General features: G+C 67.8%; 9 protein-coding genes. 2 read left to right on the forward strand and 7 right to left on the reverse strand.

The window, feature by feature from the left end; translation table 11 throughout:
- Positions 1-3: 3 nt before the first annotated feature.
- From EV656_RS01025 to gltX, 7 genes are all read right to left on the reverse strand, one after another.
- Positions 4-1,314: an HlyD family type I secretion periplasmic adaptor subunit gene (locus EV656_RS01025; protein ID WP_132598569.1), complete on the reverse strand. Its 1,311-nt coding sequence runs from the start codon at positions 1,312-1,314 to the stop codon at positions 4-6.
- Complete coding sequence (locus EV656_RS01030; protein ID WP_132598570.1) at positions 1,304-3,475, reverse strand: type I secretion system permease/ATPase; 2,172 nt, start codon at positions 3,473-3,475, stop codon at positions 1,304-1,306. The genes EV656_RS01025 and EV656_RS01030 overlap by 11 nt, the downstream gene beginning before the upstream one ends.
- Positions 3,472-4,878 (reverse strand): TolC family protein, encoded by a 1,407-nt coding sequence (locus EV656_RS01035; protein WP_132598571.1) that lies wholly within the window; start codon positions 4,876-4,878, stop codon positions 3,472-3,474. The genes EV656_RS01030 and EV656_RS01035 overlap by 4 nt, the downstream gene beginning before the upstream one ends.
- Positions 4,879-4,969: 91 nt before the next feature.
- A complete protein-coding gene (locus EV656_RS01040) occupies positions 4,970-5,896 on the reverse strand; it encodes a SapC family protein (RefSeq protein WP_132598572.1) in 927 nt (308 codons plus the stop codon).
- A gap of 85 nt (positions 5,897-5,981) precedes the next feature.
- Positions 5,982-10,460 carry an Ig-like domain-containing protein gene (locus EV656_RS01045; protein ID WP_165918910.1) on the reverse strand — a complete coding sequence of 1,493 codons (4,479 nt, stop codon included), beginning with the start codon at positions 10,458-10,460 and terminating at the stop codon, positions 5,982-5,984.
- Positions 10,461-10,908: 448 nt separating this feature from the next.
- Positions 10,909-11,859: a 1-phosphofructokinase family hexose kinase gene (locus tag EV656_RS01050; protein ID WP_132598574.1), complete on the reverse strand. Its 951-nt coding sequence runs from the start codon at positions 11,857-11,859 to the stop codon at positions 10,909-10,911.
- Between the two features lie 204 nt (positions 11,860-12,063).
- Positions 12,064-13,383 (reverse strand): glutamate--tRNA ligase, encoded by a 1,320-nt coding sequence (gene gltX, locus EV656_RS01055; protein ID WP_132598575.1) that lies wholly within the window; start codon positions 13,381-13,383, stop codon positions 12,064-12,066.
- A 62-nt stretch (positions 13,384-13,445) separates the two neighbouring features.
- Between gltX and EV656_RS01060 the strand changes: the two genes are divergently transcribed.
- Positions 13,446-13,856 (forward strand): metallopeptidase family protein, encoded by a 411-nt coding sequence (locus EV656_RS01060; protein ID WP_132598576.1) that lies wholly within the window; start codon positions 13,446-13,448, stop codon positions 13,854-13,856.
- A gap of 95 nt (positions 13,857-13,951) precedes the next feature.
- Complete coding sequence (locus tag EV656_RS01065; RefSeq protein WP_132598577.1) at positions 13,952-14,872, forward strand: MBL fold metallo-hydrolase; 921 nt, start codon at positions 13,952-13,954, stop codon at positions 14,870-14,872.
- Positions 14,873-14,934 lie beyond the last annotated feature (62 nt).

Genomic DNA, 14,934 nt, shown 5'->3' on the forward strand with positions numbered 1-14,934 from the left:
GCATCATTCGCGCAGGGCGTTTTCCTTCACCCGCACCACGGGGCGCGTCAGGTATTCAAGGATCGTCTTGCGCCCGGCCAGGATATCGACTTGGGTGACCATGCCGGGGATGATTTCCACCGCCACGCCTGCGGCATCCAGAATGTTATCGCTGGTGCGGATTTCCACCACGAAGAATTCCTGGTCGTCACGCTCGGACCTTGTGACCGCATCGGCACCGATGCGCACGATTTCACCGTCTAGGCTGCCATAGCGGGAAAAGTCATAGGCGGTGACCTTCACCTTGACCGGCTGGCCCGGGTAGACAAAGGCGATGTCCTTGGGGCTGACATAGGCCTCGACCAGCAGGGTATCGTCCAGCGGCACGATCTCTACCAGATCCTCGCCGGCGCGGGCCAGCCCGCCCAGGGTGGACCGATGGATGCGGTTGACCACCCCGCGCACCGGCGCGCGCAGGCGGGCGCGTTCCACCCGGCTTTGCAACGCGGGCAGAGAGGGTTTCAGCGCCGCCAGTTCCGCCGTCGCCAACGCCAGATCCGACAGCGCCGCGGCCCGATAGCGCGAGCGGCGCGCACGGATCTGATCGTCGATCTCGTCCAGTGCGGCCTGCAACCGGGCCAGCGCAGCCTGCGCGCGGGTCTTGCGGCCCTGCCACTCGGCCTCGTTCCGGCGCAGGGACAGCAGGGTGGTTTCCGGTTCCACCCCGCGTTCCACCAGCGGCGCCATCATCGCGCGTTCCTCGGCCAGCACGCCCAGGGTTTCCTCAGCGGTTTGCAGATCGACGCGGCCCTCTTCGTATTCCTGGCGGCGTTGCAGGCGCTGGCGTTCCAGAATGTCGATCTCGTCAGCCAGTTCGGCCTTGCGCGCATGGAACAGCGCGGTTTCGGATCGCACCACGTCCGGCGCGCGGTCCAGCAGCATGGCGGAAAAGGTCAGATCGCCCCCGTCGATTTCGGTCTGCAACCGTTCGATCCGGGCCATCAGGCCATAGGCGCGCTGCTGTTCCTGATCCAGTTGGCTGTCCAGCTGCGTGCCGTCCAGTTCCATCAGCACGTCGCCCTGGGCGACCACCTGCCCCTCTGACACATACAGCGCCTTCAGCACGCCGGGTTCGGTGGCCTGGATCACCTGCACATCGCGCGAGGGCACGATGCGCCCCTCGGCCCGGGTCACGTCGTCCAGTTCCGTCCGCGCGGCCCAGACCACCGCCACCATCAGGAACAGCAGGATCACCCCCAGCAGGATCGACCCTTTCAGCGGCGAGGTGCCCCGCATTTCGCGCGCCAGGCGTTCCAGATCGTTGTCACGCGCCATCCTGCCCCCCGGCCCTTGCCGCGCCTGCGCTGCGGCGGTTCAGGATGCTTTTAGGGCCATCGGCGGCGACCCGGCCCTGGTCAATCACGATGACCCGGTCCACCAGCTCCAGCAGGCTGGTGCGGTGGGTCACGATCACCACGGTCCGGTCGGCGCATTCGGTCTTTAGCCGGGCGATCACCTCGCCCTCGTTCTGGACGTCCATCGCGCTGGTGGGTTCGTCCATCAACAGGATCGGCGGGCGGCCCACCAGCGCACGCGCCAGCGAGATCGCTTGTTTCTGCCCGCCCGACAGCCCCTCACCCCGTTCGGCCAGCATCAGGTCATAACCCGCAGGGTTGCGTTTCACGAAATCCTCCACCCCGGCGATGCGGGCGGCGTCCAGGATTTCGTGGTCGCGCGGGCGCATGGCACCGATGGCGATGTTTTCGCGCACGGTGCCGGAAAACAGCCACACGTCCTGCAACACCGACCCCACGTTGCGGCGCAGATCGCCCGGGTCGATCTGGCGGATGTCGATCCCGTCCACCCGGACAGAGCCTTGGCGCGGCTCATACAGGCCCAGCATCAGGCGGGCGACCGTGCTTTTGCCCGACCCGATCCGGCCAAGGATCGCCACCTTTTCCCCCGGCTTGATGGTGAACGAGATATTGCGCAACGCGTCCACCGTCTGGTCGGGATAGGCAAAGGACACATCGTCGAAGGTAATCTCGCCCTCCAGCCGCGGACGGGAAATCCAGTTGCGGCCCTCGGGGCGTTCGCTGTCGGCCTTCATCAGCCGGTCCAGGCTGCGGTAGGACGTGCGCGCCTGGTTGAACCGGGTCAGGGTCTGGGCCAGTTGCGCCAGCGGGGCCAGGGTGCGCCCGGTCAGGATAACGGACGCGATCAGCGCCCCCATGCTGGCCTTGCCGTCGGTAATCAGGAACACGCCGTAGAACACGATCATCACCTGCGCGGCCTGCTGGGTAAAGGCCGTGGCGTTGATCGCGAATTGCGTGACCGCGCGGCTGCGCAGCCCGTGATCGGACTGGCGCGCGATGGCATCCTCCCACCGTGCGCGCATGCGCCGCTGCGCCCCAGCGGCCTTGATGGTTTCCAGCCCGGCCACGGTTTCGACCAGCACGCCCTGTTTCGACTGCCCGTCGGCAAAGTTCTTTTCCGCCAGCCGCGACAGGATCGGTTGCACCGCGATACCGACCGCCAGCACCACAGGCACGGCAATGGCGGGCACCAAGGCCAGCGGCCCGCCGATCAGGGAAATCACCCCGATGAACAGGATGATGAAGGGCAGGTCCACCACCGCGACCAGCGTGGCCGAGGTGAAGAATTCGCGCAGCGTCTCGAACTCGCGCAGCGTGCTGGCCAGCGCCCCGGTAGAGCCCTTTCGCGCCCGCATCTGCATGTCCAGCAACTGGTCAAAGATGCGCCGCCCCATCGCCATATCGGCCCGCTGACCGGCCCGGTCGATGAACCCCGCGCGCAACGTCTTTATCAGGAAATCGAACAGCAGCGCGACACCGACCCCCGCGGTCAGCGCGATCAGGGATTCCATCGCCTCGTTCGGCAGGACGCGGTCATAGACGACCATGATGAACAGCGAGGTCGACAGCCCCAGAAAGTTGGCCAGCATCGCCGCCAGCACCACCTGCGTATAGGCCCAACGGTTCTGCGCCAGGGTGGACCAGAACCAGTGCCCGCGCCGCCCGCTGGCCAGCGCGGCCAGATCCGCGCGGTGTTCGGCGCGCAACAACAGCGCGTAACCCGTATAGGCCGCCTCGATCGTGGCGGCGTCCACCTCGCCCATCCCTTCGCCCAGGGCAGGGTCGAAAACGGCCAGCCGCTCGCCGGGCAGGCGGTGATACAGCACAACGGCGCGGTTGTTTTCCAGGATCAGGATGGCCGGGGTCAGCGTATCGTCGAAATCGCGCAGCCGCCGCTTGCCGAAACCCGCCTGTAGCCCCGCCCGTTCCGCCGCGACGATGGCGTCGCGCACGGTCAGGCTGCCCTGCGCCCCCGATTGCGCGGCATGCAACGCGGCCACGGTCATCGGCCGCTCCAGCGTTTCGGCGGCGTGCAGCAGGCAGGCCTCCAGCGGGGTCAGGTCGTTCGCGGCCTCGCCCTGCACAGAGCCACCCAGCCGGGCGACGGGGCTGTCGCTCATGTCGGGGGATCCTCCGTCGCCGGTGCCTGGGCGGCCTGGACGGGCTGTTCCGCATCCTCTGCCCCGGCGGGCAGGGTGATGGCAAAGGCGTCCAGGATATCCCCGGTCAGGGCCAGCGCGGCATAACCGCTAAGCGCCAGTTCCTGCCGCGCGGCAATCAGCGTTTCGCTGGCATCGTACAGGTCACGCTGCGCGTCCAGCAGCCCGATCAGACTGCGCCGACCGATGGAAAACTGTTCCTGCGCGGCGTCAACGGTCGCACGGTTGGCCGCGACCGAGGCGCGCGCGGCCTGCAGGCGCGCCGCGCCCGCCCGCTGATCGGACCGCACCACATCCAGCGCGCGCCGGATTTCGCGCGACAGGCTTTCGCGTTCGGCCTGCAGCGCGGCAAGCCGGGCCTCGGACGCGCGGATCGCGGCGGCCTTTTGCCCGGGGGCGCCGGGTTCGAAATCCAGCAGCATGTCCAGATCGCTATCGGTGCCGCCGCCCGCGGACCGTTCGGCGGTTCCCTGCAACTGCACGCGCGGGAACCAGGTGGCGCGGGTCGCGGCCAGATCGGCCTCGGCGGCCTTGACCCGTGCCTCAAGGCCCCGAATACGCGGGCTTGAGGCGATCAATTCGGCATCGGCCAGCCGGGGCAGGGTCGGGGCGGCCGGCGGGACGGCCAGATCGCCGGGGGCATGGCCGAACACCTCGCGAAAGATGGCCTGCGCCCGGTCCTGCCGCGACAGGGCCTCTACCCGGCGCGAGGTCGCATCGGCCAGCCGCGCGCGCGCGGTCAGCAGGTCCGATTGCGTGCCGGCCCCGGCCTCTGCCCGGTCCTGAACCTGGGTATACAGCTTGCGGTGCACCGCCTCGTTCTGGCGTGCCAGGCGGTACAGGTCGCCCGCCGCGATCAGGCCGTGCCAGGCCTCCACCGCCTCCAGCGCCAGGGCCGAGGCCACCTCCAACCGGGCGCCGCGGCTTTCGAAGACGCGGGCGCGCGCGGCGATCCGGATGCTGGCAGAGGCCCCGCCGTCATAGACCAGTTGCAGCACCTGCAGCAGCGGCGACAGCCCCGTGTTGCCGCCCCCAACGCCGGTGCCCAGCGTCGCCCCCAGCGAAAACCGCGGCATGAAGGCGCGACGGTCGCCATCCTCTTGCGCGCGGGCGGCGCGCAGGTCGGCATTTGCCGCGTTCAGCCGGGGGCTGCTGCTGACAGCCGCGGCCACCTGACGGCCGAATCCGGTTTCGGCCACGGCAGCGGATACACGCACGGCGCGCTGCTCGGGCGGCGCGTCGAACTCTGCCTCCAGCGCGCTAAGGTCGGGCGAGGCCGTGCAGCCCCCCAGAACAAGCACCAGCGCGACCACCCCCCATGTGGCCGCGCGCCTGGTCCTGCCTGCGGTGGTCGCTCTGCTCATCGTCTGTGTCTTTCCGATCCAGGCCCGCGAGGGCGGCCAACATGCGGCCTGCCCGTTTCGGGTCGCCCCCCGTTTCCCCTGTCATACGCTATCAGACCTGCCCTTGCGAAGGGGGCTCGGCATCGTCAGCCTGGTCGGACCCATCGTCGCGCCCCTGCGGGCCGGGAATGCTGCCCATGTCCAGGCTGTGCGCCGCGGCCACCGCATCCAGGAACCCCGAAACCGCCGCATCGGTTGGCGCGGATGTCGGCGCCGCAGCCTGCTGCGTGGCCGCCCCGGCATCCCCCTGGGAAAGCTGCGCCTCGGCCGAGGCCAGAAAGGCCAGGTGATGCACCGACACCGCCTGCGCCTGCATCAGCCCCAACGCACCGCAACGATAAAGCGCCGCGATATCCGCGCGCGCCAGGGCCGCCAGCCGGGTCCGATCGGGCACCAGCAGGCCCGTCGCGTCAAGGTCGCCCAAGCCCTGGGGCGGGACGAACGGCATCAGCAGCTTGCGCGCCGCGATTTCGGCCATCGCCGCGCGCGTGTCGGTTTCCGCGCCCGCGCGGGTACGGAAAAAGTCGATCACCTTTTCCAGAACCGGCGCCGGGTCGCCCTGCGGGGTAAAGAACGCCTCATCCGCCGGATCGTCGGTGACCAGGCCGCTGGCCTCGTCCACCAGCAGCACCATCTGCCCATCCCCACGGCGCCGGGCGGTAAAGGGATGCACCCGCAGAATCGAGGGCACATAAGCGCCGCGCCAGGTTCCGTTCGGCGCCACCAGCGCACAGGGCCCCGCCGCGCTGAGCCGCAAGAGTGCCACCGGCCAAAGCCCGTCATGGGTCCGCACGAAAAAGAACGGCAGGCTGGCGGCGACCTGTTCATGTTCGCCCAGCACAACGGGCACCATCCGCCAGGCCCGCGCGAAATCGAAAGAGGTGAACCGGCGCCAGAACCGGGCGCCGTGGCGCTCGGGGCTGATCGGCACGGGCGCGTCGGCGCGGGATGCGGTCCCCGCGGGGTCGTCTGTGCTCATCTGGCTGCTCCGGTCACGTCCTGGGACAGGCGCGAGGGTCGCCCCGCGCCTGTCCGGTTACCGCCCCCGGCGGGGGCGGCGCCGATCAAGTCGTGGCGTATGCGTCGAAGCCCAGGAAGTTGACATCGCTCGCCGTGGACAGATCGCCCAACCCGCTGAACAGCGCCAGATCCTGAATATCGCTCACCTCACCGGCCTGAATCTCAAGCCGCGACAGCTGCGTATCGGTTCCATCGGACGCCATGAAGTAGAGGCGGTCGCCATCGCTCAGGCCGGCCAGGCTTTCGGCGGCCGCCTCTACCGTGGCCGCGTCAAAATCGGCAAGCGCGGTGGTAAAGACGATCAGCCCGGTATCGGCGCCGACCGTATCGCCGGTGGCCAACATCTCGAACTGGGTGCCCGCGCCGCGCAGCGAGTCGTTTTGCAACGCGTTGAACCCGATCCGGTCGGGCAGGGCCCCGTCCAGCGAGAAGCCTGTCACGGTATCAAAGCCGTTCATGATCGCGTTGACGTCGAAGATGAGGGTGTTCACGCCCGCACCGGACACGTCGATCGCATCGTCGCCGCGCGCGCCGTAGATCGCCGCATCGACATTGTTGGCGACGATGGTGTCGTCACCAGCTGTGCCCGCGAAGGCGCTGTAATTGCCGCCCTCGGTGCTTTCGACATCGAACTGGATCACGCCGACATCCTGGGTCGGCTCGAACCCGCGGAAATAAACCAGCGGATCCGTGGGGTCGAAGCCGTTAAGAACCCCGAACCCACCGAACACGACCTCACCTGTCGCCGCCTGGCTTTCGTTGGTAAGTCCGAAAAGCGGCGGAGTATAGCCGTCAGACGTGTCATCATAGGCGAACAGCGCCGGATCGAAGGTCAACGTTTCGCCCAACGCGTACCCGTTATCGTCGGGCAGCTCGGTCCGCGGATCCAGATAGATCAGCCCGGTCAGTTCCGTCGTAGACCCCGACAGGGCCACCATGAGGTTCGCCGCCGGTTCATACATGATCGCCGTTTCCTCGGCGGTCACGGCGGCCCGGCCCGACGCGTTGCTGACATCGGCCTCTACGTCATAGCTTTGGCCGGCCTCGAACGCCTCTACCGTGGCCGGGGGCAGGAAGAGTTCCCACGTTCCATCGATCTGCACCTGGGTCGTGCCGGTGTAGAACAGCGCGCCATCCTCATCGTAGATGGTCACGGTCACGTCCTGCCCGTCCTCGACCCCGCGGGTCGTACCGTCGATAGAGGTGTCGTTGGGGTCCAGATCGGCCACCGGAATGACGCCATCGTTCGGGAACGGCACGAAGGAGATTTCAGGCTCGAAATCGGTATTGGCGGCAAAGCTGTCCTCGACATCCAGCGGCCAGTCGCCATTGGAGACAGAGGCCGTCACGGTATAGCCGGTCTGGTCAGCCAGCGGGGAAATGTCTTTGCCCGAGAAGATGACCGTCCAGGTACCATCGGCCTGCACGGATCCCGTACCGCTGGGGCCGCCATTGTCCAGCGCGACCGTGACGATGGCGCCTTGCGGCACCTCGGTCGTGGTGCCGGACACCTGATAGCCGTCCTCGGCCTGATCCAGGCCCAGGGTGATCGGCCCCTCGGCCGGGTCGGTAATCTCGATCGTCGGCAGGTTCAGGTTCACGTCCAGGTTCAGCGAACTGTCGGTCGTGTTCCCGGCCGGGTCCGCAACCTCTGCCTGAACAGAGAAGCTGGACAGCCCGTCCAGTTCCCCGCGCAGGTCATCGGGCGTGGCGTTCACGACCCAGGTTCCGTCGCCCTGAACAACGGCCGTTTCGACCAGGGCGCCGATCGTCACAGTCACGGTCTGGCCGATGGCGTCCGAGATTCCGTTGACGGCGAGGGCCGGCAGATCGGTGCCGGTGCCGTCCACCAGCGCCCCGGCGGTCAGTTCCTGACCGGCCGTCAGCCCGGCCAGATCGGTGATTGTGAGGGTGGGCGCGGTGAAATCGGTATCGAAGGTCGTGCCCGCCTGCGGCGCGGGGTTACCGGCCGCATCGTCCACGTCGGCGGTGACACTGACGGTATCCGCATCGGCCAGAACGGCCAGATCGGCAGGCGGCACCGAAACGGACCAGTTCCCGCCATCGACAGAGCCTGTGTAGGTTTCGCCGTTCAGGGTAACGGTGACGATCTGGCCATCCTCGGCGGTGGAGGTGCCAGAGATGTCCAGTGTCTGCCCCTGTTCGATCACGTTAAGCACATCGTCGCCGGAAATCGGCGTGTCGATCGTCACCGTGGGCGCCGAATAGTCCGTGGTGAAGGGGTGCACCGCGCGCGGGGCAGGCGTGCCCTCGGCATCGCTGACGTCGGCCCAGACGTTCATTCCGCCGCCATCCGGCAGGGCCGCGGCGGTGGCCGCGGGCAGCGTGACCGACCAGGCCCCGCCGGTAACGGTGGCAGTATCGGTCAGAACCACGCTGGGCCCCGCAACGATCACCTGAACGGTGACAGTCTGTCCCTCGGCGCCGGTCGCGGTGCCCGAAATCGTCACGTCAGATCCGCTTTCGGCGATGTTGATGACATCGTCGCCAGTGACGGCATCGACCGAAATGGTCGGCCCGGTCAGGTCCACATCCACCGTGCGGGTGGCCGCGGCGGCCACCGGGTTGCCGGCGGCATCTTTGACCACGGCGCTGGCGGTGGGGGTGTCGCCGGTTTCCAGGCCGTCCAGATCAGCGGCAGGCACGGTCACGGACCAAGCCCCGCCCGCGGCAAGCCCGAAATAGTCCGTCCCCTCGAAGGTGACGACGACCTGCTGGCCATCCTCGGCATCGGTGGTGCCGGTGATGTCGAAGCCGTTGGTCTGGTCGAAGCGGGTCAGCTTGTCATCGCCCGAGATCGTATCAATGGCGATGGTCGGCGGCGTGAAATCCGTGTCGAAGCCGGCGGTCGCCTGCGGCGCAGGGTTGCCCGCCGCATCGCTGACATCCGCGGTCACGTCGATGGTGGTCCCATCGGGCAGACCGGCCAGATCGGCGGCCGGGATCACCAGCGTCCAATCGTCACCATCATAGGTGATGTCGTCGCCGTCATAGGTCTGGCCGTGCACCGTGACCGCCAGCCCGGTCTGATCCGGGGTGCTGCCGGTGATGGTCAGGCCTTCGCCCTGCTCGACCCCGCTCAGCACACCGTCCTCGGAAATCGGCGTGTCGATCGTGATCGAAGGCGCGGTGAAATCGGTGGTGAAGGCGCGCGTGACCTCGGGCGCGGGGATGCCCTCGGCATCGGTGACATTTGCCGTGAACGTATACTCGGCACCGTCTGTCAGTCCACCAACCGCATTGAACGTCACGCTCCAAACGCCATCGACGACCGTGGTCCCACCGAACGCATCCTGACCAGGGCCAACCAAGGTCAGGTTCACGATCTGCCCCTCGGCCCCGGTCGCGGTGCCGGAAACCTGCACGCGATCCTCAAACTCGGCGATATTGACGACATCATCGCCCTCAATCACGTCAATGGCGACAGTCGGCCCGGTCAGATCCACGTTCAGCGTGCGGGTGGCGGCGGTCGCCGGGTTACCGGCGGCATCGCTGACGGCGGCGGTCACCTGGGGCGTATCGCCGGTGTCCAGCCCGGCGAAATCCGCGGCCGGAACGGTCACCGTCCACGCCCCGCCAGCAGCAGCGGTGGTGTAGGTGCTGCCGTTGAAGGTGACGGTAACGACCTGCCCATCCTCGGCATCCGTGGTGCCGGTGATGTCGAAGCCGGTGGCCTCATCGGCCTTGGTCAGCTTGTCGTCGCCGGACACGGTGTCGATGGCGACGGTCGGCGCGGTGAAATCCGCATCCAGGAAATCCAGCGCCGTGGCGGCCGGGTTACCTGCGGCATCGGACACATCGGCGGTCACGCCAAGGGTATCCCCATCGGGCAGCGCAGCCAGATCGGCGGCGGGCACGGTGATTTCCCAGGTGCCCCCCTCGGCGGTGGTGGTGTAGGTCACGCCGTTCAGGGTAACGGTGACCTCTTGCCCGTCCTCGGCATCGGTGGTGCCGGTCAGGGTCAGGTCTTCGCCCTGCTCGGCGGCGTTCAGAACGTCATCCACGGCCAGCGGGCCGTCGATCGTGATCGTCGGCGGCGTCTGGTCCAGCAGGACGCGGCCATCGCCCGTCTCGATCTCGTCGCCACCGTCATCCAGCGCGGTGTAGGTGACGTTATATTCACCCTCCCGATCGGTGAAGTCCGCGGGCAGCGACCAGTTGCCATCCAGATCCTTCACGGCCTCGACATCGACGGCATCCTCATCCTCGCCCAGGGTGACGATGACCCGGTCGGCATCGGGGTCGGGGTTTTCGCCAAAGATATCCTCCAGCAGCGGGCCACCATCCACATCGGCGGCATTCAGCACGACAAGCGGCGGCTGCCCCCCGCCGTCACTGCCGCCCCCGGCCACAGCCGCGATGCCCAGACCGGCGGCGCCTGCGGCCGCGGCCGCACCGGCCCCAGCCCCCGCGCCCGCCGCCCCAAGGGCGGCCATCTCTGCCACGATCTCGGCGGCGGCGGCGCTGATCTGCAGCGCGCCCCCCCGCACCGACCACGACATCCTGCGCGGCGATCGAAAGGACACGGCCGTTCTCCAGGGTGAGTTGCAGGCTGCCATCAGCCATCAACTCTGCCCCCTGGACACCGGCAATATCGGAAACGTTCACCAACTCGCCGGTGCCCTGCGCCTGCGCGACAAGAGGCAGCGCCATCACGACCGACCCCAGGCCCGCGGCCAGTTTCTTCTGATGCTTGGAAATCCACTGAACGACATGCGCCCGGCGATCCGCATCGGTCGCCACAGTCACACGACGTGCCACGAACCCCGTGGCTGCGCTCTCGGAGTAATGCGATTGGTCTTTCATGGCGCTCTCTCGGCAACAACAACTTTGGGCGGATAATTGCATAACGCCAGCACGAAAAGAAGGGCTATTTCCCGCCCCTCAGACCACCCCGAACCCCGGGCCAAGACCGCCGCCGGGGCATGCCAGAAAGGGGTTTGAGCCCCTTCAGTTCAGCTCTGTGACGGGGCAGCGATCGAACAGCGCCTCTGTTTGCGACAACGTGCACAGCGCCGTCGCATCGGTCATTACCGCAGAGCTGGCCGCCGCCACGCCCCACTGCAACGCGCGCGCCAGATCGGCCCCACGCGCCAGGGCCAGGGTAAAGGCGCCCACGAAACTGTCGCCCGCCCCCACCTTGGATCGCACGGGCACCTGCGCGGCCGCGGCATGCAGCCGCACCCCCTCTGCCGCCAGCACCGATCCATCGGCGCCCCGCGCAACAATCACCACGTCAGCCACGCCCGCGGCCACCAGTTCGCCCGCATAGGCCGCGCTGTCGGCCCGATCCGCAAGCGGGCGCCCGGCCATGACCTCGGCCTCGCGCTGGTCCATCCGCAGCGCAAAGGGCGGGCAATCGGACCCGCGCGCCACCCGCGCCAGCGCCGGCCCCGAGGTATCGACCACCACCCGCGCCCCCCGCGCGCCCAGCTTGGCACAGGCCCGTTCGGTGAAATCGTCCGGCAGCCCCCGGGGCACACTGCCCGAGATCACGACATAACCCGTATGCGGAACCGCCGTGGTGATCGCCGCCAGGATCGCCCGCAACCCGGCGGCGTTCCATTCCGGCCCCGGCAGCACAAAACGATACTGCTGACCGCTGGCGCCATCGGTGACCGCCAGGCTCAGCCGGGTTTCCCCCGGCGCCATCAGCGGGATCAGGCGGATGCCCTCACCCTCCAGCAGGGCGCGCAGCTTGTCGCCGTTATGCCCGCCCAGGGCGACCAGCGCGCGGCTTTCGCCGCCCAGCAGGCGGATCGCGCGCGACACGTTGATCCCGCCGCCGCCCGGATCGGTCACCGGCGCATCACAGCGCAGCTTTTCGTTGGGCACGACATGGCCGACCCCGGTCGACAGATCGACGGTCGGGTTCAGGGTGACGGTCAGGATATCCTGCATCGGGCCTCTGGCTCTTGTCTCGCGCGGGGCAGAGTGCCACCCCCGCGCGCCGAGGCCAAGCCCGTTCAAACCCCGCCCCGCGACGCGCCAAACACGACCGCAGTGTCCAGGCGTCGCACCGGAACGGCGCGATGCCACTTCTTCTTGGTCAAAATACCCATTTGAAACGGCTGGTCCCCGGCGGGCCGCCGGGGTGGCGGCGCCTCAGCCCGGCTTCTTCTGCAACAGCGGCATCAGGTCGCCCATCTCGGGGCCGCGCGCACGCCCGGTCAGCGCCTTGCGCAGCGGCATGAACAGGCCCTTGCCCTTGCGCCCAGTCTTTTCCTTGACGGCGGCGGTCCATTCGCCCCAGGTCGCATCCGTATAGGGCGGCTCGGGCAGCAGGGTCAGCGCCTCGGCCACGAAATCGCGGTCGGCCTCGTCGATCTCGGGCGTTGCGCCGTCACGGCACAGCGCCCACCAGTCGGCCATGTCGGCGCGCGTCTCGATATTCTCGCGCACCACCGACCAGAAACGCTCGGCCAGTTCATCGGGCACGCCCAGGGCGGCGATTTCACCCTTTACCGCGTCCAGCGGCAGGCCATGCAGGTGACGGGCGGTCAGCGGCATCAGATCGTTTTCGTCTAACTTGGTCGGCGCCGCGCCAAAGCTGTCGATGTCAAAGCCCTCGGCCAACTCGTCGATGTCGGCGGCCAGTTCCACCGGCCGGGACGATCCCAGCCGCGCCATCAGCGACAGCAGCGCCATTGGCTCTACCCCCCGTGCGCGCAGGTCGCGCAGGGACAGGGTGCCCAACCGTTTCGACAGCGCCTCGCCCTGCGGGCCGGTCAGCAGTGAATGGTGCGCAAAATCCGGCACGCTGCCGCCCAATGCGCGGATGATCTGGATCTGGGTCGCGGTGTTGGTGACGTGGTCGGACCCGCGCACGACATGGGTCACACCCATTTCCGTGTCGTCCACGACCGAGGCCAGGGTATACAGCACCTGCCCGTCACCCCGGATCAACACCGGGTCTGACACGCTGGCCGCGTCGATCGACACATCGCCCAGGATGCCATCGGCCCACTCGATCCGCTCCTGATCCAGCAGGAACCGCCAATGCCCCGGCCGCTCGGCGCGCAGCGCGTCCTTTTCCGCCTCTGACAGGGCCAGGGCCGCGCGGTCATAGACCGGGGGGCGCCCCATGTTCAGCTGCTTCTTGCGTTTCAGGTCCAGTTCGGTCGGCGTTTCAAAGCATTCGTAGAACCGCCCCTTGTCGCGCAGCGTGTCGGCGGCCGCGGCATAGCGGTCCAGCCGTTCCGACTGACGCTCCACCCGATCCCAGGTCAGGCCCAGCCAGTCCAGGTCTTCCTTGATGGCGTCCACATATTCCTGTTTCGACCGCTCCGGGTCGGTATCGTCCAGCCGCAGGATGAACGTGCCGCCGGCCTTGCGGGCGATCAGAAAGTTGAACAGCGCGGTGCGCAGGTTGCCGACATGCAGATAGCCGGTGGGCGAGGGCGCGAAACGGGTGACGGTGGTCATGGGATGCCTCCTATTCGCGGGACGCTCTTTCACAGACGCACGGTTTTGTCCATATGGGGGGCATGACACGCGCCGATGCCGCCCCTCTGCCGCCCAGCCTGGACCAGATCGCCGCCATGGCGCATGAGGCGCGCGAGGCCCTGCCAGAGCCGTTCCGCGGCCCCGCCCGCGCCGTGGCGATCCGGGTAGAGGATTTCGCCCCCGACGACATCCTGACAGAGATGGGCATCGACAACGCGTTCGAGTTGACGGGCCTTTACGATGGTATCCCGCTGACCGAACGCTCGGTCCTGGATCAGCCCGACCGCCCCGATACAATCTGGCTGTTCCGCCGCCCGATCCTGGACGAATGGGTGGAACGCGAGGATGTGCCGCTGCCCGAACTGGTGGCCCATGTGCTGGTGCATGAATTCGCCCATCACTTCGGCTGGTCGGACGCCGATATCGCCAGCGTGGACCGCTGGTGGGAATAGACGCACACCGTCTGCGCATCCTCGCAGGGACGTGAAATGGAAAGCGGCGCGCCGTCGGCTACCATTTTCGCCGGGAACTAACAGGGAGAGAACCGATGACCAAGCTGACGCGCCGCCAGGCGCTGGCGGCGGGTGCCGCCGTGCCGCTGGCCGCCGCCATGGGCAGCCCCGCCCGCGCCGCCGCCCCGATGATGGGCGCCGGGATGGCCCCCTATCACCGCTTCCGCCTGGGCGGGTTCGAGGTGACGACACTGCTGGCAGGCACCCGCACCGTGCCAGAGCCGCAAAAGATCTTTGGCCTGAACGTGACGCCCGAAACCTTCGCCGCGGCGTCCGCGGCGGCGATGATCCCCACCGACAAGGCGCAATTCTTCTTTACACCGACGGTTGTGAACACCGGGTCTGATCTGATCCTGTTCGACACCGGCCTGAACCCGGCCGGCATCACCGATGCGCTGGCCGCCGCCGGCTACAGCCCCGACCAGGTGGACAAGGTGGTCATCACCCACATGCACGGCGACCATATCGGCGGGCTGTCGGGCGAGGCTGGGGAAACCTTCGCCAATGCGGCCTATTACACGGGCGCCACGGAATTCGACGCCTGGGACATGTCCGGCAACGAGGGGTTCGAGGCCAAGGTTCGCCCGCTGGCCGACAAGACCACCTTCCTGGACGATGGCGGCGCGGTGGCCTCTGGCGTAACCGCGATGGCGGCCTTCGGGCATACGCCGGGCCACATGGCCTACATGCTGGAAAGCGATGGCGCGCAGCTGGTGCTGGGCGCCGATTTCGCCAACCATTACGTTTGGTCGCTGGCCCACCCCGAATGGGAGGTACTGTACGACCGGGACAAGGAAATGGCCGCGGCCACGCGCAAGCGCATGCTGGGCATGATGGCCGCCGACAAGGTGCCCTTTATCGGCTACCACATGCCCTTCCCCGGCATCGGCTTTGTCGAGGCGCGCGATAGCGGCTACCGCTATGTACCGGCCAGCTATCAGTTCATGCTGGGCTGACACCACGCAGACCAGCGCGCGCGGCCGGGAAATCGCGCGCGCTTTCCCTTATTCTTGGGAAA

The sequence above is a fragment of the Rhodovulum adriaticum genome (assembly GCF_004345735.1).
GTDB classification, from domain to species: domain Bacteria; phylum Pseudomonadota; class Alphaproteobacteria; order Rhodobacterales; family Rhodobacteraceae; genus Rhodovulum; species Rhodovulum adriaticum.